This is a genomic window from Gordonia sp. DT219, assembly GCF_049847065.1.
Taxonomy (GTDB): Bacteria; Actinomycetota; Actinomycetes; order Mycobacteriales; family Mycobacteriaceae; genus Gordonia.
Map to the genome: position 1 here is coordinate 18,218 of NZ_JBNCNR010000024.1, position 19,498 is coordinate 37,715.

At 66.5% G+C, this 19,498-nt stretch carries 20 protein-coding genes and 1 tRNA gene; 8 read left to right on the forward strand and 13 right to left on the reverse strand.

The window, feature by feature from the left end; genetic code table 11:
* Positions 1-17: 17 nt before the first annotated feature.
* A complete protein-coding gene (locus ACPXB3_RS19070; RefSeq protein WP_425729045.1) occupies positions 18-752 on the reverse strand; it encodes an ABC transporter ATP-binding protein in 735 nt (244 codons plus the stop codon).
* Between the two features lie 4 nt (positions 753-756).
* Positions 757-1,644 (reverse strand): ABC transporter permease, encoded by an 888-nt coding sequence (locus ACPXB3_RS19075; protein WP_425729047.1) that lies wholly within the window; start codon positions 1,642-1,644, stop codon positions 757-759.
* 127 nt (positions 1,645-1,771) lie between these two features.
* Between ACPXB3_RS19075 and ACPXB3_RS19080 the strand changes: the two genes are divergently transcribed.
* The 5 genes from ACPXB3_RS19080 to ACPXB3_RS19100 all read left to right on the forward strand — a co-directional run bounded on the left by ACPXB3_RS19080 (position 1,772) and on the right by ACPXB3_RS19100 (position 6,654).
* Positions 1,772-2,383: a CGNR zinc finger domain-containing protein gene (locus ACPXB3_RS19080; RefSeq protein WP_425706916.1), complete on the forward strand. Its 612-nt coding sequence runs from the start codon at positions 1,772-1,774 to the stop codon at positions 2,381-2,383.
* 66 nt (positions 2,384-2,449) lie between these two features.
* Positions 2,450-3,667 carry an LLM class flavin-dependent oxidoreductase gene (locus tag ACPXB3_RS19085; protein WP_425729048.1) on the forward strand — a complete coding sequence of 406 codons (1,218 nt, stop codon included), beginning with the start codon at positions 2,450-2,452 and terminating at the stop codon, positions 3,665-3,667.
* Positions 3,664-4,842, forward strand: a complete 1,179-nt coding sequence (locus tag ACPXB3_RS19090; protein ID WP_425729050.1) for an acyl-CoA dehydrogenase family protein — start codon at positions 3,664-3,666, stop codon at positions 4,840-4,842. The genes ACPXB3_RS19085 and ACPXB3_RS19090 overlap by 4 nt, the downstream gene beginning before the upstream one ends.
* Complete coding sequence (locus ACPXB3_RS19095) at positions 4,839-5,936, forward strand: LLM class flavin-dependent oxidoreductase (protein ID WP_425729052.1); 1,098 nt, start codon at positions 4,839-4,841, stop codon at positions 5,934-5,936. Before ACPXB3_RS19090 ends, ACPXB3_RS19095 begins: the two co-directional genes overlap by 4 nt.
* Entirely contained in the window at positions 5,884-6,654 is a 771-nt protein-coding gene (locus ACPXB3_RS19100; RefSeq protein WP_425729054.1) for a DUF1684 domain-containing protein, read from the forward strand. The genes ACPXB3_RS19095 and ACPXB3_RS19100 overlap by 53 nt, the downstream gene beginning before the upstream one ends.
* A 50-nt stretch (positions 6,655-6,704) precedes the next feature.
* Here ACPXB3_RS19100 and ACPXB3_RS19105 read toward each other — a convergent pair whose 3' ends face one another.
* The 11 genes from ACPXB3_RS19105 to ACPXB3_RS19155 all read right to left on the reverse strand — a co-directional run bounded on the left by ACPXB3_RS19105 (position 6,705) and on the right by ACPXB3_RS19155 (position 16,197).
* On the reverse strand, positions 6,705-8,729 hold the full coding sequence (locus ACPXB3_RS19105) for a CocE/NonD family hydrolase (protein ID WP_425729056.1): 2,025 nt from the start codon (positions 8,727-8,729) through the stop codon (positions 6,705-6,707).
* Positions 8,730-8,884: 155 nt separating this feature from the next.
* Entirely contained in the window at positions 8,885-9,274 is a 390-nt protein-coding gene (locus ACPXB3_RS19110; protein WP_425729057.1) for a PPOX class F420-dependent oxidoreductase, read from the reverse strand.
* A gap of 61 nt (positions 9,275-9,335) precedes the next feature.
* A complete protein-coding gene (locus tag ACPXB3_RS19115; RefSeq protein ID WP_425729059.1) occupies positions 9,336-10,364 on the reverse strand; it encodes an aldo/keto reductase in 1,029 nt (342 codons plus the stop codon).
* Positions 10,365-10,379: 15 nt separating this feature from the next.
* Positions 10,380-10,829: a MerR family transcriptional regulator gene (locus tag ACPXB3_RS19120; RefSeq protein ID WP_425706924.1), complete on the reverse strand. Its 450-nt coding sequence runs from the start codon at positions 10,827-10,829 to the stop codon at positions 10,380-10,382.
* A 139-nt stretch (positions 10,830-10,968) separates the two neighbouring features.
* Entirely contained in the window at positions 10,969-12,231 is a 1,263-nt protein-coding gene (locus tag ACPXB3_RS19125; RefSeq protein WP_425729061.1) for a DUF222 domain-containing protein, read from the reverse strand.
* A 206-nt stretch (positions 12,232-12,437) separates the two neighbouring features.
* The gene (locus ACPXB3_RS19130) at positions 12,438-12,818 is read right to left on the reverse strand and encodes a hypothetical protein (RefSeq protein ID WP_425729063.1); all 381 of its coding nucleotides are present in this window, start codon (positions 12,816-12,818) and stop codon (positions 12,438-12,440) included.
* Between the two features lie 193 nt (positions 12,819-13,011).
* Complete coding sequence (locus tag ACPXB3_RS19135) at positions 13,012-13,551, reverse strand: hypothetical protein (RefSeq protein ID WP_425703969.1); 540 nt, start codon at positions 13,549-13,551, stop codon at positions 13,012-13,014.
* Between the two features lie 259 nt (positions 13,552-13,810).
* Positions 13,811-13,883 (reverse strand) — tRNA-Ala (locus tag ACPXB3_RS19140).
* A 113-nt stretch (positions 13,884-13,996) separates the two neighbouring features.
* Positions 13,997-14,791 (reverse strand): DsbA family protein, encoded by a 795-nt coding sequence (locus tag ACPXB3_RS19145; RefSeq protein WP_425729065.1) that lies wholly within the window; start codon positions 14,789-14,791, stop codon positions 13,997-13,999.
* Between the two features lie 65 nt (positions 14,792-14,856).
* A complete protein-coding gene (locus ACPXB3_RS19150; RefSeq protein ID WP_425729066.1) occupies positions 14,857-15,195 on the reverse strand; it encodes a histone-like nucleoid-structuring protein Lsr2 in 339 nt (112 codons plus the stop codon).
* A gap of 207 nt (positions 15,196-15,402) precedes the next feature.
* Positions 15,403-16,197 (reverse strand): hypothetical protein, encoded by a 795-nt coding sequence (locus tag ACPXB3_RS19155; protein ID WP_425729068.1) that lies wholly within the window; start codon positions 16,195-16,197, stop codon positions 15,403-15,405.
* A gap of 1 nt (position 16,198) precedes the next feature.
* Here ACPXB3_RS19155 and ACPXB3_RS19160 point away from each other — a divergent pair, with 1 nt between their 5' ends.
* From ACPXB3_RS19160 to ACPXB3_RS19170, 3 genes are all read left to right on the forward strand, one after another.
* Positions 16,199-17,098 carry a rhodanese-related sulfurtransferase gene (locus ACPXB3_RS19160; protein ID WP_425703965.1) on the forward strand — a complete coding sequence of 300 codons (900 nt, stop codon included), beginning with the start codon at positions 16,199-16,201 and terminating at the stop codon, positions 17,096-17,098.
* A gap of 10 nt (positions 17,099-17,108) precedes the next feature.
* On the forward strand, positions 17,109-18,179 hold the full coding sequence (locus tag ACPXB3_RS19165) for a CobW family GTP-binding protein (protein ID WP_425729070.1): 1,071 nt from the start codon (positions 17,109-17,111) through the stop codon (positions 18,177-18,179).
* Between the two features lie 219 nt (positions 18,180-18,398).
* Positions 18,399-19,487 (forward strand): N-acetylmuramoyl-L-alanine amidase, encoded by a 1,089-nt coding sequence (locus tag ACPXB3_RS19170; protein ID WP_425729072.1) that lies wholly within the window; start codon positions 18,399-18,401, stop codon positions 19,485-19,487.
* Positions 19,488-19,498: the final 11 nt, after the last annotated feature.

A 19,498-nucleotide genomic window follows, 5' to 3' on the forward strand; every position in this document is an offset into this window, starting at 1 on the left:
GAGTCGGTTGCTGACGATCAGCGCGGCGACGTGGTGGTGTGGTCGAGTGCGCCGAGTCGCGCCAGGATGTCGCGACGGACCTCGACGAATTCGGCGGCGCCGATATCACGTGGGCGGGGGAGGTCGACGCGGATCTGGTGATCGATCTTGCCCTCGTCCATGACGAGGATGCGGTCGGCGAGCAGGAGGGCTTCCTCGACGTCGTGGGTCACCATCAAGACGGCGCAACCGTGATCGGCCCAGAGGTCGGCGACCAGGCCCTGCGCGGTGACGCGGGTGAGGGCGTCGAGTGCGCCGAACGGCTCGTCGAGAAGCAGAAGGTCGGGTTCGCGGACGAGCGCACGCGCCAGCGACACCCGCTGCGCCTGTCCGCCCGAGAGCGTCTTCGGCCAGGAGTTCGCATGGTCGCTCAACCCGACCTCGGCCAGGTATCGGTCGGCCAGCTTACGGTCGGGGCGTCCGGGAAGGCCGAGAACGACGTTGCGCCACACCTTTTTCCACGGCATGAGTCGTGGCGACTGGAAGCCCACGGACCGTCGGCGGGGCACCTCGACGTCACCGGTGACCTCCCGGTCGATGCCGGCGAGGATGCGCAGCAGGGTGCTCTTGCCGCAGCCGCTACGGCCGAGCAGGACGACGAATTCGCCGGCCGCGATGGTCAGATCGAGTTCGTGGAGGACCGTGGTCTCACCGAAACGCTTGGTGAGACCGGACACCGACACGGCCGTCGCCGTGGAGATCGTCGCGCTCATCGGATCAGTTCCCTTCGAAGCCGGACTGCCAGGACAGCAGAACCCGGGACAACAGGCGGACGACCAGGTCGCACAGCAGGCCGAGAATGGCATAGACGACCAGGCAGACCACGATCACGTCGGTCTGGAAGAACTGCCGGCCGTTGTCCATCAGATATCCGATGCCGCTGGTGGCGTTGATCTGTTCGGCGAAGACCAATGCCAGCCATGCGGTGCCCAGTGCGTAGCGCAGGCCTACCAGTGCACCGGGCAGCGCCGCGGGGAGCACCACATGCCGGACGAGGCCCAGACGGGACAGGCCGAGCGTCTCGCCGGCCTCGACCAGACCCGAATCGGCGTTGCGGATCGCCCCATAGATGTTGAAGTACAACGGGAACACCACGCCGATGACGACCAAGGCGATCTTGGGTTCCTCGTCGATCCCGAACCAGATGATGAACAGCGGGATCAGACCCACCCACGGGACCATGCGCAGCATGCCCAGCGTCGAGTCCAGGAGATCCTCGCCGAACCGGAACAGTCCGGCGGTCACCCCCAGTACGACCGCGAGCACCGCGCCGATGACGAAGCCGATCAGCACCCGCATGCCGGAAGTGGCGATCGCCGAGGGTAATTCACCGCTGCTCCACATGGACACCCCACGGGAGAACACGTCTTGCGGTGATGCCAGGACGTCGGCGGGCAGCACCCCGGTGGCCGACGCCACATACCAGGCCAGCAAGACCAGCAACGGTCCGATTGCGCGACGCACATAGCGGGGCACTCGGATTCGCGACCGCCGGTTCGGGCCTGCGGTCAGGGTGACGAGTTCGGGCGCACCCGGCGTCTCGCCACGGCGCCGGGCCACGTCAGAAGGCTGCCGGAGGTCGGCATCGTGAACGGTCACGGTCACAGCGGACTCCTCGATCGGATAGGAACTGCGGGATACGGTTCCTCGAAACCCGTCAGGGGTCAAACCCCTGACTCACCGTGATTTCAAAGGCGCACGGCCACCGCATCAGGGGTTAACGTTCGATCCCATGGTGTCGCTCCATGTCCCGCACGACGTCATCGAGACCAACGATCAACGTCGCGACGGCTTTCCGTTCCGATCGGGCAGCATCGTCCTCGACTTCGTCGCCACGATCGCCAAACGCGACCTCGCCGATCGCGAACTGTTGACCGGTCCGGACGATCTCGCACGCTGGGTGCACGTCGCCGGGCTCCCTGTGCTCGAGAAGCCGGCCAGCCACACCGATGTCACCTATGCGCGGGAGCTGCGCGAGGCCATCCACCGGGTGGTGCGGTCGCGTGTCGACGACTCGCCGGCCGCCGCGGCCGACCTCGAATCGATCAACGGCGCGGCGCGCGGCACCCCGCCCACGGCACTTCTCGATACCGCCGGCTACGCGACCGTGTTCGCCGAACCCGTTGACGCCCCGGCGATCACGGCGTTGCTCGCCCGGGAGGCCATCGAACTGTTCAGTGGCCGCTACGCCCATCGGATCCGGTTGTGCCGCGGACACGACTGTTCGCTCTACTTCGTCGACCGGTCGCGGCCGGGTAACCGCGTCTGGTGCTCGATGGGTGTCTGCGGCGCCAAACAGAGTTCGGCCCGCTACCGCGCCCGCAGTCGTCTCGTCGAGCGCTGACCGGCAACGAACGCCGCTCACCGAACGCCGACACCCGGAGAACCCCCACTCGAGAAAGGTGCTTCCTTGACCATCACCACCGACGACGCGATCCCGGCGACCGCGTCCGACACCGTCGAATTCATCAGCCTGACGCATCTCAATTCGTCCACCGAACTGAACCCGGTACCCACCCGTGAGATCGACCTGCCGTTCTTCCGCAAGTACGTCCGGGCCCTGGAGGACGGCGGGTACGACTACACGCTGCTGCCGTACGGGTCGGCCACCGCGGATTCGTTCGTCCTGGCTGCGGCCGTCGGACAGCTCAGCGACCGGATCCGCCCGATCGTTGCGTTGCGGCCCAACACCACCCATCCGCTGGTGGCGGCGCAGAAACTGGCAACACTCGATCAGCTGACCGAGGGGCGCGCGGTGGTGCACATCATCTCCGGGGGCAGCGATGCCGAGCAGGCACGCCACGGCGACTATCTCACCAAGGAGCAGCGTTACGCGCGTTCGTCGGAGTACATCGACCTGCTGCGGCAGGCGTGGCGGGCGACCGAGCCGTTCGACCACGACGGCGAGTTCTATCGATTCGAGGATTTCGGACCGGGCTTCCCGACCTATGGTCCGACCATCCCGATCTCGATCGGCGGCTCCTCCGATCAGTCCTTCGACGTCGGCGGTGCCAAAGCCGACATCTTCAGCTTCTGGGGTGAGCCGCTGGCCGACATCAGGAGTCAGATCGAACGCGTCCACGGCATCGCCGCGGCAGCCGGGCGCACCACCCGGCCACGCATCTGGGTGACCTTCCGTCCGATCATCGACCGTACCGAGGATCTCGCCTGGGAGAAGGCACACCGCTACGTCGACCAGATCGCGGCCACCTTCGAGAAGTCGGTACGGTCGTCCAAGAAGCGTTTCGGCGGAGAGCCACAGAACGTGGGATCGCAACGGGCGCTGGAGTTCGCCCGCCGCGGCGAGATCTACGACCGGGCGCTGTGGACCCGCACCGCCGCGGCCACCAACGCGGCCGGCGCCTCCACCGCACTCGTCGGGACACCCGAGACGGTGGCCGCGGCGATCGTCGACTACATCGACCTCGGTGCCGACCTGGTGTCGATCCGCGGTTACGACACACTCAACGACGCCATCGACTACGGCCGGTACGTGCTGCCGCTGGTTCGTCAGGAACTGGCCCACCGGGCCGCGACCGGCACACGTGGGCGACTCCAGGCCGACAATCCGGGAGCCTTTGCCTCGCAAGCCGTTGCTGCTGGGGTTGCTGCCGGAGTGCGGTCATGACCACCGCGTCCGTCGAGCTGACGGTTCCCGATCTGTCTCCGGCGGCGTTGTCGGCGGTGACCGAAGAGGTGGCCGCCACCGCCGCCGAGTACGACCGCAGTGGCGCGTTTCCGGCGGCCGGCCTGCAGGTCGCCCACCGCGGCGGACTGCTGACCGCGACCGTCGCCACCGACTACGGCGGTCCCGGCCTCGGCCCCGCCGACGTCGCGCGCATCCTCATCGCGCTCGGGGAGGGCGACCCCTCGGTCGCCCTCATCACCGCGAATACCCTTGCCGGACACAGTGCCCAGGCGCTCGGGAGGCAATGGCCCGAGCAACTCTACCGAGAGCTCGTAGGGCGGTCGGTGGGTGAGCCGACGCTGGTGAACGCGATCCGCGCCGAACCCGAACTGGGGGCACCGGCGCGCGGCGGCCTGCCCGCGACTACCGCCACGCGTTCGGATGACCACTGGGTTCTCCACGGCCACAAGTCGTTTGCCACCGGCGGCACCGGCCTGGCCTTCCATCAGGTCTGGGTGGCCACCGACGACGGGCGGGTCGGGCACCTCCTCGTCGACGCCACCAGCCCCGGCATCTCGTGGCTGGAGACGTGGGATCACCTGGGGCTGCGGGCATCCAACACTCACGACGTCATCTATGACGGGGTGCGGGTGCCGCTGGAGAACTTCATCGAGATCCCGCGAGTCGACGGCGTCTATCGTGATCCGGCGGCGGCAGCCGGGCCCGGGAGTTTCGGACATCCGGCGCTCTACATCGGTGTGGCGCGTGCTGCGCGCACCGCATTCGTCGATTTCGCCCGTTCCCGCGTGCCGTCGGCGCTGGGGCGGCCGATCGCGACGACCGAACGCATCCAGTGTGTCGCCGGTGAGATCGACACGCAGATCGCGACCGCGGAGACGCTGCTCTTCGGTGCGCTCGCACGCGCCGAGTACGAGCCGGAGTTCGTCGCGCAACTGTCGGTGATCAAGGTGGCCATCGCGCGGGCGGTCACCAGTGCGGCCAACACCGCGGTCGCCGCGCTCGGCAATGCGGCTCTGACCCGGCACAATCCGCTGGAACGGCATCTGCGCGACGTGCTGTGCGTCCGGGTACATCCGCCGCAGGAGGACACCGCGCTGGTCGCCGCCGGACGGCGCGTGCTCGACGTCGGGTCACTGTCCGCTCCGGCGACATGAGCCGGTTGGCGCTGGGTTTCAACGCGCGGATCTCGTTCCGCACCGGCGACGACGAGCAAGGCCTGCGTGACGGGATCGCACTGTTCGAGGCCGCCGAGGACCTGGGCTTCGACACCGGCTGGGTGTATCAACGTCACTTCGACAACTATCTGGCCAACCCGTTGACGTTCCTGGCGGCGGTGGGGCAGCACACCTCACGGATCTCGCTGGGCACCGCCGTGATCGCGATGCGCTACGAGAATCCCATCCTGCTCGCCGAGGCCGCCGCCACCGCGGACCTGCTCACCGGACGGCGGCTGAAGCTGGCGATCTCCACCGGCACAGGAGATTTCGACTCTGTGTTCGGTGCGCCGGTCGACGATGCCCGCGCCGAGGCACAACGTCGCCTCGCCCGCTTCCTCGCCGCCATCCGGGGTGAGGTGGTCGGATATTCCGACGCGACCGCCGGCGGTGACGGCGGTGAACCGTTACGGGTCCGGCCGCACAGCGACACCCTGATCGACCGGATCTATTACGGATCGACGACGGTCGACGCCGCCGAACGTACCGCGCGTCAGCAGCTGAACCTCTTGCTGGGCACGATCATCAGCGAGACCCGGGGACTCGACTTCGCCGAGTATCACGCCTTGATGATCGACCACTATCGGCAGACGGTTCCGCAGCCGGCCCGCGCCCGGATCGGTGTCAGCAGGTCGGTCCTGCCGGCGACCACACCCGAATCGGCCCGTCGCTACCGGGAATACGACGAACAGCGGCGTCGTGAGGGGCCCGGCGCATCGCGCCCGGCCGGTGCCCTCGCGCCACGCGCGCTGCCCGACGGTTTCGCGATGTGCCCGGTGTACCACGGTGATCCGGCGCGCGTCGTCGACGACCTCCTGGCCGACCGCGCGGTGGCCGCGGCCGACGAACTGGTGCTGTTCCTGCCGCCGGAATTCACTGTGTCCGAGAACATTCGGTTGCTGACCGACGTAGTCGACAAGGTCGCACCCCATCTGGGGTGGCGACCACAGAGCAGCAACCGCCCCCTGACGAAAGGCGATCATGACGACATCCACAGCCGAGGAACTGCTCACCGGATGGCAGGACTGGCATGACGAACGGGAAGCGGCGGCCGCCGCTCCCCACGGTCTGACCTCGGTGGTCGGAACCCATTGGCTGGGCACCGAACCGGTGTCGCTGCCCACGGTCGCCGGCACTTGGGCGGTCGACGGCGACGACCGGGCGGTCGTATCCGGACTTCCTGCGAGTTCCGGGAGTTCCGCCGATACCCGCACACTCGCGGTCGGGGAGACCCTCGACCTCGGTGGGGTGCAGGTCCGTGCGATGGCCGGTGCGCGGGGGATCGGCGTCCGGGTCTTCGATCCCGAAGCCGACACCCGTACCGCATTCCTGGGTATCGACACCTTTCCGGCGGATCCCGACCGGATCGTCGAAGCCACCTACACCGCGCATGATCCGGCACCGGTGGTGACGATCGACCATGCCGACGGCTCGAGGACCGACGAGGTCCTGATCGGGCAGGTGACCTTCGATTTCGATGGTCGGCAGGTCGTGCTGGGCGCGTTCGACGCACCGGAGGGCCGGCTGCACATCAGCTTCGCCGACGCCACCAGCGGTGGACCCAATGCAGCCTTCCGTTTCCTGACACTCGATGCGCCGGACGCCTCCGGCCATGTCACCGTTGACCTCAATCGGGCGTACCTGCCGCCGAGTACCTTTGCCGCACACTATCTGTGCCCGTTGCCGCCGGCCGGCAACCGGCTCGACGTCCCGATCGCGGCGGGTGAACGGCGGGTGCAACGACGCGGCTGAGTGCCGCCGGGACCGCGGGGGCGGTCAAGCCCCCGCGGTGAGGTCGGAGTTCAGAGTGGCTGCGACAGCGGCACGTTCACGAAGCTCGGGTTGCTCGGGTCGAGCTGGATGTGTTGCGGTCGCAGCCCGGACTCGTTCAGCAACGGCCGCAACGGAAGTCCGCGTGGCAGATTCATCGCGAACACGTCGACGCGGAGCCGGTGGCCGGGGGCGATCCGCGCCTCGGTCGGAAGCAGGCCGATGTCGATACCGACCGGCTTGCCCGGCGTGACACGTTGCCGCGACGCGAGAGTGAGCGTGTAGAACGGATCGATCACGTCACCGTTGGGCGCGAACTGCGACTGACTGCGGTCGAATGCCCGCAGCGACGCCATGATCTGCCCGGAACTGATCACCTTGGACGTGCCATCGGGTGCCACGTCGTTGAGGGTGGCCGTCCAGTAGCCGTCGGTGGCGTCCATGACCGCGTTGAGGTGCACGTTGCTGTAACCGCTGACACTGCGGGTGCCCGTGACCGGTGGTGTGGTGAAGCTCAGCGCCGCACGTTCGGCGATGCGTGCGTCGTCGGCGCAGAACGGGAAGATGGCGGTGATACCGGCCATCTGTTGCGCCGAGTCCCGGGAGCAGAGGGTGGCGAGTCCCGGCGAGACCGTCAGCCCCCCGCGGGAATTCGAGGCGGCGGGGCTCAGGCTGCCGTCGCGGACCGCGTACGGCGCGGTGCCGCTGCGCCGGTCACCGAGGTACAGGCGCTGATGGGTCATGCCGGCGCGCGGGAATTGCTGTGCCGTGATCCAGGAGTCGCCGACCTGCTTGAGATTGACCGGTCCGTAGTCGTCGATGCCGTTGTCGTCACCCTTGAGCCACTTGTCGAACCACGCCTTCTGCAGGACGTCGAGTCGTGGTGGGGTGCCCGGATCGCCTTGTCCACCACCCATTGTCAGGTGATAGCCGTCGCCCATCATGAGCTGCTTCTTGCCCGGTGCAAGGGGAATGCCGTTGTACATCTTCACCTCGGAGTTGGTGAAGAGGTCGAACCATCCGCCGTAGATGAACGTCGGAGTGTTGATCCGCTCGGCGTGCGCGTCCCATGCTTGCCGTGGCGGTGAATCGCTGCGCAGCAGATCTCGTAGATAGCTGGGTACCGACGGGATGTCGGGAGTGAGCAACGCCGCGAACAGTTGCGGATAGAAGGTCGCCGGGTCGGAGATGCGGTCGGCGAGCCAGGTCCAGTCGAACGTGCCGTTGAGCATCGACGCCACGTTCGGGATCATCTTGGTGGTGTTGACCAGCGTCAGCCACGCCGGCAGGAATCCGACGCCCAGCGCGCCGCCCGGGGCGACGATGTCACGGATGAGGTCGCCGCCGGGTTCGACGGGGAAGATCGCCTTGAGGGCGGCCGGACGCTTGTTGGCAGCCTGGATCTGATTGATGCCCGAGTAGGAGACGCCCGACATCCCCACTTTCCCGTTGGACCAGGGCTGCTTGGATGCCCAGTCGATGACCTCGGTGGTGTCGCGCTGCTCGCGGTCCTGGAAGACATCCCACCGGCCCTCGGAGAAGCCGGTGCCCCGGACGTCGGCGACGACGTAGGTGTAGCCGCTGCGCACGAGGTCGTAGTCGACGGAGAAGTTGCGGACGCCGCCGTCACCGGCCGTCCGGGCGAGCATGTTGATGCCGTCGATGGGCGTGCCATGCAGATTGATCGCCGAGGTGATCTGCTTCAAGTAGGGCTCGAGGACCGGATGTTGCATGACGGCCGCGCTCAGAGCGGTGATCATCTTGGTGTACGGGGTCATGTTGACGATGACGGGCGTCTTCGCCCCGATCGGGTGCTGGCTGGCGCCGACCGGCCGGTAGACGTTGGCGCGCAGCACTTTCCCGTCGCTCATGCGGATCGGTACATCCCATTGGATGGACACGCCGGGGTGGGGGTGCGGACCGTCGTGGGATTGTCGCCACCGCTGGGCGGCGGTTCCGCCGTCGGGCTGCGAGGTGGCGGCACCCGCCGTCCCCGGAACGAGTAGGAGCGTGACCGCCGAGAGCAACGCTGTAACCACCACTGCACGAATTCGCATCGTCTGATCCCCGAAATCTTCTAGTGAGACGAACGGGCCAAAGCGTATCAGCGGAGTGGTCTGTGTCACCAGATGGGGTCCATCCTGGTTTCGCTCACATGTCGGAGGGCTTCACCCGAGATCGGTCGGGGCGATCCGGGGCCTTCGGGGCGTGACTACTGGTGGCTGGTGGCGGTCGGTCGCACCACGTAGACGACCCGGTCGGCGACATCGCCGGGCGGGCCGTCGGTGGTGAGGCCGTATCGCTGGGCGAGTGAGGCGAAGAATGTGCCAGAGGAGTCGTCGTCGATGCGTTCGACGACGCCGCGCACTTCGAGGTAGCGGTATGGCAGGTCCGGGTCGGTGATCGAGAACGCCACGTCGGGGTGGGCGGTCACGTTTCGGTACTTCTGGCGGGTCGTGGTGTTGGTGAAGTACGCGCGTTCACCGTCCCAGGCGAACCACATGGGATTGACCTGTGGGGTGATATCCGGGCGGGTGGTGGCGAGGTGGGCGTAGAGCGGACGCTCGAGGAGGTCGACGTGGGTGGCGGGGATCGTGGTCACGGCGGTGCTTTCGGTCGTGTCGGGTTGCCGGTGGTGGCGTGGTGACGGGCTGTTCGCCGGTCTATTCGCGGCCCGAGGAGATCCAGGCCGGGTCGGCGACGATGTTGCGTGACCCGGTGACCGCGTCGACCACCTTGTCCAACTGGGTCAGGTCGGCGTCGTCGAGCGCGAGATCGGCCGCGGCCAGATTCTCCAACAGCCGCGTCGTCGATCGCGTGCCCGGGATGGGGACCACCGGCAGTCCGATGCGGCGGCCCGACGCGTACAGCCATGCCAGGGCGACTTGCGCGTTGGTGGCCTCTCGCCGGGCGGCCACCTCGGTGATCACTTGTAGGACAAGTTGATTGGCGTCCCAGTTGTCACCGATGCGCGTGGTGTTGCCGCGAATGTCGGCGGCGACCTGCTTCCGCGTCAGTGTGCCGGTGAGGAATCCGCGTCCCAGCGGCGAATACGGGACGAAACCGATTCCGAGTTCGGCACACGTGGGAACCACATTCTTCTCGACATCCCGCGACCACAGACTCCACTCGCTCTGGACTGCCGCGATCGGGTGGACCGCGTGGGCCGCACGCAGCTCGGAGGCGGTGACCTCGGAGAGACCGAGGTGGCGTACCTTTCCGGCGGTCACTTGTTCGGCCATCGCGGCGACCGTCTCCTCGATCGGGACATCGGGGTCGCGCCGATGCAGGTACCAGAGGTCGATGACGTCGGTGCGGAGTCTACGCAAGGAGTTGTCGATGGAGTCGCGGACGTACGCTGCGTCGCCGCGGGTCGGTTTGGGGCTCTCGTCGCCGGGCAGGGGCACCCGCCCGGTGATGCCGAATTTCGTTGCGAGAGTGACCTCGTCGCGACGGTCGGCGAGTAGTCGGCTGATCAACTGCTCGTTGGTTCCGGCGGGCCCGTTGGTGCCGGGTGCGGGAGCGCCGTAGACGTCGGCGGTGTCGATGAAGGTGATACCGGCGTCGACGGCGGCGCTCAATACTGCCAGCGCGGCATCATCATCGGTGCCGCCGTAGACGTGGGTGACGGCCATCGCGCCGAATCCCAGTGCCGAGGTTTCGAGTCCGTCGCCGAGGAGGGTGGTTGCCATGAATGTGGCTCCTGTTCAGTTGATGTCGCCAGTGCGCTGTTGTTGGTCGAGTTCGTCGGGATCGGTGATGGGTTGTTCGGCGCAGTCCAGGCCGGCGTCGATGAGCCGTTGGTAGTGGGTGATCTTGGCATCGACGGCACCGAGGTCATCGATGAGTTCACGGATGCGCGACTCGATCTCCTCGCGATGATCCTCCAGGAGTCGCATCCGCCGACCGTGCGTGCGCGCACCCTGGCCGACCATGGTGACGAAGTCACGCATGTGGGCCACCGACATCCCGGTGCGCCGCAGCCGGACGAGCAACTCGATCATGCGGACGGTCGCGTCGTCGTAGCGGCGTACCCCGGCCGAGGTGCGCGGGACCGCGGGGATCAAACCTTCGGACTCATACCAGCGCAGGGTGTCGCGGGTCAGGCCGGTGCGCGCGGAAACCTCGGCGATGGACAGGTCGTCGGAAGAGGACATGAAACCAAACTAAGGCTTGGAGTGCACTCCAGGTCAAGAGGGCTCAACGCCGGTAGGGCCTTCACTATGGAGTTGTCAAGGTACGTAGATACTTCCGCGGAAGCATGGTCAGGTAGCGAGCGTGGTCAGGCGGCGGGTGTCAGGCAGCGTCGTCGAGACGTAGAGTGCGCCGGTTGTAGGCCGGTAACGGTCGTCGTCGGGGATCGACCGTGGCGGGCGGGATGAGCCATGGGTGCCGGTCGAAGCCCATCACGACATCCCACCCGGCGTCGTGTACGTCGTGGTGGCAGCTGGTGCATAGGAGGCATCCGTTGTCGAGGTCGGTGGCCCCGCCGTCAACCCAGCTGACGAGGTGGTGCGCCTGGGTGCGCGATGCGGGCGCACCACACTTGATGCAGCATTTGTCGCGCAGCAGCAACGCTTTTCGTTGTGATGGAGTGAACAGCCGCTTCTCGCGCCCGACATTCAGCGGAACCTCGTCGCCGTCGACGATGACCACGGTGATCCCCGCATCACAGCCGAGAGTTTTCGCGGTGGCGGGCGTGACCGATCCCATGAACTCGAGTGCGGAAAGCTTCGGGGTTTCGGCCGGGATCGTCAACAGCACCCCACCGGTCGGCTTGCACGACACGGTCTCATCGGCAAGGCCCTTTTGGGCAAGTTCGAGGATCGTTTCGAGCGCGTCAGCCCGTTTCCGTTCGACCGGCCGCGGATCATGCGAGCCGTCGGGCTGAGGCTTTGGCGCGGACAGTGTTTCGACGAGGCTGTGCAGTTTCTCCCCGGCGACCGCATCGAGGTTCGCGCGCACGTCGAGGCGCCCATCGCTGGTCTTGTGGTAGCCGAGTTCGTTGCTGGTCTTGTCTTCGGCGGCAGGTATGCCACCGGTGTCGTCGGCGAGTTCGTTGCCGAGTTGGTGTGCGTGCTTGCCGATTTCGGCGGGACTCATCCCGGACAGTGCTTGGGAGACGAGTGCGCGGGTGTGGTCGCGGCGTTGCTCGGTGGTGACGGGTTCGCCGGCGCGGGAGGCGATGTGGGTGAGTCCGCGGACGACGGCGTGGGCGTGGTCGAGGGACACCGACCCGTAGGCGCTGTGCTTACGGAGTCCGTCGATGTCGTCGGCGGTGCCGACGTGGACGAGCCGGCCCGCGACGGCCGGGGCGAATCCCATGGTGATCAACAGTTCTCGAACCGATCGGCCTTGGGGTGCGGTCATCTTGAGGCGGTCGAACTCGCCGGTCAGTTTCGCCGCGTAGTGATCGAGCATGTTGCGCAACGTGTTCAGTTGCTGCATCGCGGCGAAGGCTTCACGTGAGGTGAGGTCTGGACTGTAAGTACGGTCATCGAGAAGCCCGATAAGGTGCCCGTACAGTTCGGCCGAAAGAGTGGTGGTGTCGTCGATCATGGATTCCCCCCTGGATGATCTTGCGATAGGTTCAGTGTAGCAGAAAATTTGTTCGATGCGTAGGGGTTTGTCGACTAATTAACAAGGGCAGCAATCACTTTCGCAACACCAGTGAACAGTTGTCACAAACCCCGGCAGCGCTCCGGGCTGCCGGTTCCCAATGCCGTACCGGCACGGTGGCCGATGGCACCGACCCGCGTTGTCCCTCAGCCGCTGCCCGCCGCGACATTCCATTCACCGACATCGCGCTGTCCGAAAGTGGTGTCGCCCAACGCAACGGCACTGCCGTCGGCTCGCAAGCCCAATGTGTGTCTCGACCCGGCGGCGACGGCGACGATCGCGCGCCAGGTCGACACCTCACATTGTCCGGCACCATTCCACCCGGCCGCGACGACGGCGCCGTCGCCGCGGAGGCCGGCGCTGTGGGAGCGTCCGGTGTTGGCGGCGGTGTGCACATCGCCTGCGGCGACCGCCACGATCTCGTCCCACCCGTCGACGTCGCACTCACCAGAGTGGTTGTCGCCCACCGCGATCACGAATCCATCGGACAGACATGCGAGCGCATGGCGAGCGCCTGCGGCGAGCATCGCCACCTACTGCCCCGGGGCGGCGGTGAATTGCTCGACGCCGACGGCGATCTCGTGATGCCCGGTTTCGAGCAACGGCGTCAACGATGTGCCGCTGCCCATGAGTCCTCCTCGAGTCGAGTCGGCTCCCGCAATCGTAGGAGCTACGACAAGGACAGGACGGTGATGCGACGTCGCCGAATTCTCCGGCGGCCTATCCCGGCAGCAGACTCGGCCACACTGCCGCGGCACCCGCGAAGGGACCGACGCGCCCGACGGCGAGGCCCAGTCGCAACCGTGGCGGTGGTGGCGACACCTGCTTGCCCGTGCGCGGATCGATCGTATAGCCGAGTTGATACAGGACGTCGGGTTCGTCGGCCCCGTTGTACGACGCGAACTCCCTGGGCAGCGGGCTGCCGACCAACGCGTACTTCGGCAGCCTGGGGTCACCGTCGCGAGGGGATGTGACACGCCGGAGCATCATCGCAACTGCGCCACCCGGCTGCGGATACATGCCGGTCCGTTCGTATATCTGCACGCCGAGACCGAAAGCCGCGCTGTACGTGATGTCGTCGAGCTGACTCACGTCGTGTACGGCGGCGGGGGCCGGGGGTGCCGCAGACGCGGTCGATGCGGTCCCGGTCGCGATCGATCCCGCGAGAGCGACCGCCAGGGTGGCCGCCGCCATTCGTCGCCTCGTCTTCGCCCGCGGTGAGCCGGCCACAGGCGAGTTCTTCACGGTCAGGTGCTTCATGTGCCACGTCCTAACGTCGATGCCATCGGAGTATCTTGTGACGCTAACTAACTAATAGCATCGGGGCCTGCAGACGTTACGACATCTGATCCATCCCCGTATCCGGACTCGAAAGCCGCGTGACATGCCTGGTCTATTTTGTGAAGAAACCACTCGAGATCAAATGGGGCTGTTGTCGGCGCGCTGTGGTGGGCTTCCACACTCAGGTGTTCGGCACGACGAAGGGCAGGCCAGAAAAATCTGCCTGCCCTTCGAGAAGTGGAGCTAAGGGGACTCGAACCCCTGACCCCCACACTGCCAGTGTGGTGCGCTACCAGCTGCGCCATAGCCCCGTATTCAGTTCTCGCGCCCTCCAAAGGGCACTGGCGAAGTTACACCATCGCGTGAACGGGTAACAAATCGCCTTGTCAGTGCCGTGCGCCCCTAACCGGCCCGCTCGCCGGCGTCATTGGGTTTGCTTGGTGAGGATTGCCGCCAGCCAGGCCGGTCCGTTGGTGATCCCGTCGACGGGTTCGCCGTTGAGGAGCACAGTCGGCGTGCCGACCGCGGTGGTATCCATCGCCTTTTCGAGCTGCGTTCGCGACTGCGCTGCGGCTTGCTTCGCCTCGGCCAGTTTTGCGCCGGTGGTGATGCACTGCTGGGTGGGTGGCGTGGCCCCCTGGGCGGCGGCGATCTGGGCCAATTGTGCGTTGGAGTGATCAGAGTCGCCGTTCTCCTTGGGCTGGTCGGCGAACAGTGCGGAATGGAAGCGGAAGAACAATGCGGGGTCCTTCGCGTCGCCGACACATTGCAGCGCCCCGGCGGCGCGCTCGGAGTAGTCGCCCGACGCCGATCGCGAGTTCAGGAAGGTGAGCATGTGATAGCGCACCCGCAGCTTGCCGGTATTGACCGCATCGACGATCGCCTGCCCGGACTGCTTCTCGAACTGCTGACACACCGGGCAGAGGAAGTCCTCGAACACGTCGATGGTGGTCGTGGCGGCCGGCTCGCCGACGATCAGGGCGGCGTTCTCGTTGAGGACGGTGTCGTTGACCGGGCCCAGATTCTTCTTATTGGCATTCCAGACGAAACCGAGGACCACCAGGGCGGCGACCACCACCACGGCGACACCGATGAGTACATAGGTGCCGGTACTCGACGTCGAGCGAGGCCGATGACCTGAGGTGCCGTCGGGATGCCGCGCCGACGCGGCCGAGGGCTTCGGGCGCGACGCGTTTGATGTCTTCCGCCGCTCAGTCACGCACTCGACTGTAGTGGGTGCGGTGGGCGGGTAGTCCCACGCCCGCAACCCGGCGCAGGCTCACGTCAGTGCGCGGCCTCGAATGCCTCGAGAACGTTGGCCGGGATGCGGCCTCGGCTGCTCACCTCGAACCCATTCCGCACAGCCCAGTTGCGGATGGCCTGCGTCTGCTCCTTGCTGCGGGCGCCGCCGATCGTCCGCTTGGCGGTGCGCTTACGTGCTGACCCCACGGTGCGAGACACCTCCACGTACTTGGCGATCGCAGTCCGGAATTGCTGTGCGTGACGCGCCGAGGTATCGAACTCGTAATCCTTGCCGTCAATGGACCAGCGCACCGTCTCGTATTCGTCGAGAACGTTGCCGTCGACGTCGTCGATGATCTGCACAGACTGAACTTTTGCCATGAAACCCTCCGTTTACTCGCTGTCGCCACCGTGAATCCTCGCCTGCACGTTATCGAAATAGAGATTCGAACGGTGCCGGAACGGAAGCGTATTCGCATGATAACCGGGATTCAATAAGAAAAAGCTGAACGGTCCCGTTGTGAGCGCGGCCGGAGGTCCCACGCGACGAAAACCGCAGATGCGGTGCCGCGGAATGTGAAGGATTCCTCAGCTTGGGGTGGCGGGAGTCGTCGACGATTCATCCGTCTGGGACGTGGAGCCGGATTCGGTGCTGGTATCCATTCCCTCGAGGCCGAGCAGTGCGCGCGGGGCTCGCTCATTGGCGTAGATCTTGCGGTAACCCGTTGCGGTGACGGCGAATCCGGTCTTCGAGCTCGACTCGAGGCAATATGTTCCGTCCGGCGACACCAGGCAGGAGAATCGATCGATCGCGATGGTGGTGCCGAAATCGACGATTGCACTCCGGTACAGCACCGGGTACTCGTTCGCGCACGCGCCATGGGTGGGTCCATTGGAGCTCAAGGTGATCAGGTTACCCGCCCATTTGCAGCTCGCCGGTGCCGACGCCGGGCGGCTGCCGCGTGAATCGGCGTCGTTGATCCGGCAGGCGAGCGTGCCACGACCGTTGGTGCCGGTCGAACAGCTGAGGTTGCGGTCGGGGGTGGAGAAATGGAAACCAGAGCTTTCCTCCAGCGGGTCCGTCGGTCCGGTTGCGCCATCGTGATAGCTGGAATTGTCGGCGCGCGGTGCGAGCGAGATCACCCGCCCGAGGCTCCAGTCCGGCAATTCGGTGGCGGTATCGGTAATCGACGAACTCGTCGTCGGCACGGTCGTCGTCTCCGATTGCGTGGTCAATTGATCGGTCGGTGGGAGCACGATCGTCGAAGGGCCGTTGTCGGCGCCAAGCGAGCATGCGGTGACGCCTGCGCCGAGGAGGATGACCCCGATGGCGGCGAGCAGGATCGCTGCACGTCGCTGCCTGCGCGATCCGTACCCTTGCACTGTGTCGACCCCCAAGATCGTCCTGTTCTACGCGTTCACCGCGTTGCCCGATCCCGAAGCGATCCGGTTGTGGCAACAGGCCATCTGCGAGTCGCTCGGGCTGCGCGGCAGGATCATCCTGTCACGGCACGGCATCAACGCCACCGTAGGTGGCGACCTCGCCGCAGTGAAACGGTACGTCAGGGCAACGCGTGGCTACCCGCCGTTCGCAGATGTCGACGTCAAATGGTCTGCGGGCACCGGTGCGGACTTCCCGCGGTTGTCGGTGCGGGTGCGGCCGGAGATCGTCACGTTCGGGACGCCCGAAGAGCTCGAGGTGGACGATGCCGGAGTGATCGGTGGCGGCCGGCGGCTCGATCCCCACGACCTGCACCGGCTCGTCGACGAGCGGGGAGAGGACGTGGTGTTCTTCGACGGACGCAACCGCATCGAGTCGGCGATCGGCCGATTCGCCGGCGCGATCACCCCGGATGCCGAGACCACCCGCGACTTCGTGCCGCTGCTGGACAGCGGCGCCTACGACCACCTCAAGAACCGTCCCGTCGTCACCTACTGCACCGGCGGCGTGCGGTGCGAAGTGCTCACCGCGCTGATGCGCAACCGCGGATTCGAGGAGGTCTATCAACTCGACGGCGGCATCGCGCGATACGGCGAGGAGTTCGGCGACGACGGGTTGTGGGAGGGCTCGCTCTACGTCTTCGACAAGCGGATGACCGTCGAATTCAGTGACCGTGCGCGCGTGATCGCGACGTGCGCGCAATGTGGTGATCCCACCAGCAACGTCTCGAATCATCCGGATCGGCTCGACCGTGAGCTCACGGTGATCTGTGATCACTGCCTCACCGCGTCCGGCGCTGCACCGGAGTCGGGTGAGCGGTCGGCGTCGGTGCGGCCGCGGTGAGGGGGCAGCGGTGAGCAGGGCGGCTGTCCCGGTGATCCTCGTCGCCGGCTTCCTCGGATCGGGGAAGACGACGCTGCTCAACCATCTTCTGCGAGCGGGCGGCGAGGGTGGATCGGTCGGCGCACGAATCGGTGTGCTGGTCAACGACTTCGGCTCGGTGAACATCGACGCCATGCTGGTCGCGGGGCAGGCCGACGGAGCCGTCAGCCTCAGCAACGGATGCATGTGCTGCTCGGTCGACCGAGATGGACTCGACACGGCCCTCGACACCCTGCTGCGTCCGTCGGCGCGGATCGATGCGGTCGTGATCGAGGCCAGCGGGATCGCCGAGCCGAAATCGTTGATCCGCATGGTCGCCGGCTCCGACGATGCGCGACTGCGCTACGGCGGACTGATCTACGTCGTCGACGCCCCGATGTTCGCCTGGACACGTCGTGAACATCCGGAGATCGACGCGCACGTCGCGGTCGCAGATCTGTTGGTGCTCAACAAGACCGACCTGGTATCCGACGACGAGCTGGCCTCGGTCCGTGCGGATGTCGTGGCACTGAACCCGACCGCGCCACACATCGCGGTGACCGATGCACGGATCGATCCGGCAATCCTCTTCGATCCGGTGTCCCCGCCGGAACCCGCCGAACTCGGTGCACCCCGGCAGCTCACCCTGGACGCGCTGCTGTCAGAGAACGAGGAATCGTGCGATCATGCCGACGACGGTCATCGACATCTCCACGACGGCTTCGGCTCTGTCGAGTTCACCTCACCGGAGCCGATGGATCCGCGCCGGCTCGCCGGCTTCCTCGAACGTCCACCCACCGGCTGTTATCGCATCAAGGGCGTCGCCCATTTCGATCTGCCGGGTCATCGGCAACGTCACGTCGTCCACGGGGTCGGCGGGTTCGTCGAGGTGCGGCGCGAACCGTGGTCGGGGAGCGCGCGCGAGACGACCATCGTGGTGATCGGGGCCGGCATCGATCGCGTCGAGGTGCATCACGCACTGAGGGCTGCGGTCGCCGATGCGGCGACGACAGCCGACGTGCACGGAATCCTGCACATCACGCGGCATCTTCCGGTGCGTTGAGCGGCCGATAGGCCCCGATTCGGCGCGCCTCGCCCCAGTGTCTCGGTCGCATGCCCGTCGAGTCACAGGTGGCTAACGAATACGCGTGCGGCCCGGCCCGCGATTTACGCACCTCGTGCGCGACTGTTTGACTGTGTGAAAGCTGTGGCTATTGTGGCCAGTGTTGCTGTCTGGACAAAGACGGCGATGCCAGAACCAACGACGCAGAGGATGCCGAACATGTCGATCGCCCGGAGACGAGGGTCGCGCACGCGACTCGCGGTCACGGCTGTGGCCGTCGCCCTGATGGCAGGGTCCGCGACGCTGACCGCCACCGCGGGGACCGCTCCCGCGACTGCTGCGCCGGCCGCGGGCACCAGCCTGGCAGGCAAGACGATCTTCCTTGATCCCGGACATCAGGGTGCCGCGGCCGGACACGACCTCGCCAAGCAGGTTCCTGACGGACGCGGGGGCAAGAAGGACTGCCAGACGACCGGTGCGACCGGCGTCAACGGGGTTCCCGAACACACCGTCAACTGGGATGTGACGCAGTTGGTGAAGGCCGGCCTGGAGAGCCAGGGGGCGCGCGTGGTGTTGAGCCGTCCCGACGACACGGGATGGGGCGGCTGCGTCGACGAGCGGGCCGCCGCCGCGAGCCGCTCCGGCGCGGCCGTCGCGGTCAGCCTGCATGCGGACTCCACGACGAACGGCGCCGATACGTCCAAAAAGGGATTCCACATGATCGTGCCGACGTTGCCGATCCCGGATGCGGCCGTCAACCAGGTGCAGAGCGGGCCCGGGCGTAAGGCGTCGACGATCATGCGGGACGCCTTCCTCAAGGCCGGCTTCCCGGCGGCCAACTACGCCGGCGTAGACAACGGCATCCAGACCCGTTCCGACATCGCCGGGGTGAACCTGACCAAGGTGCCGGCCGTCTTCATCGAGATGGGCAACCTGTCCAACCCGCAGGAGGCCGCGACGCTCGCCGCCCGCGACGGACAGCTCAAGTACTCGATGGCCATCACCGACGGCATCATCAACTACGTCAAAGGCGCTGCGGCCGGCCCGATTCCGAATGTGACGACGCCGTCGGCCCCCGGCGCCACGACACCGGGCACCACGACACCGGGCACCACGACCCCGCCCTCCGGTGACGACACCGAGCTGTCGGCGGTGCTGCCGTTCATCCAGCAGTTGCTCGGCACGAAAGATCCCGCGGCCATCATGCAACTGATGCTCACCCAGGGGCAGGATGCATCGGCGCAGGTGCTCAACGCGATGCTGCAGGTCATCTACGGTCTGTTCGGTGGAAAGCTGCCGATCGGCTGAGCCCCGGGGGT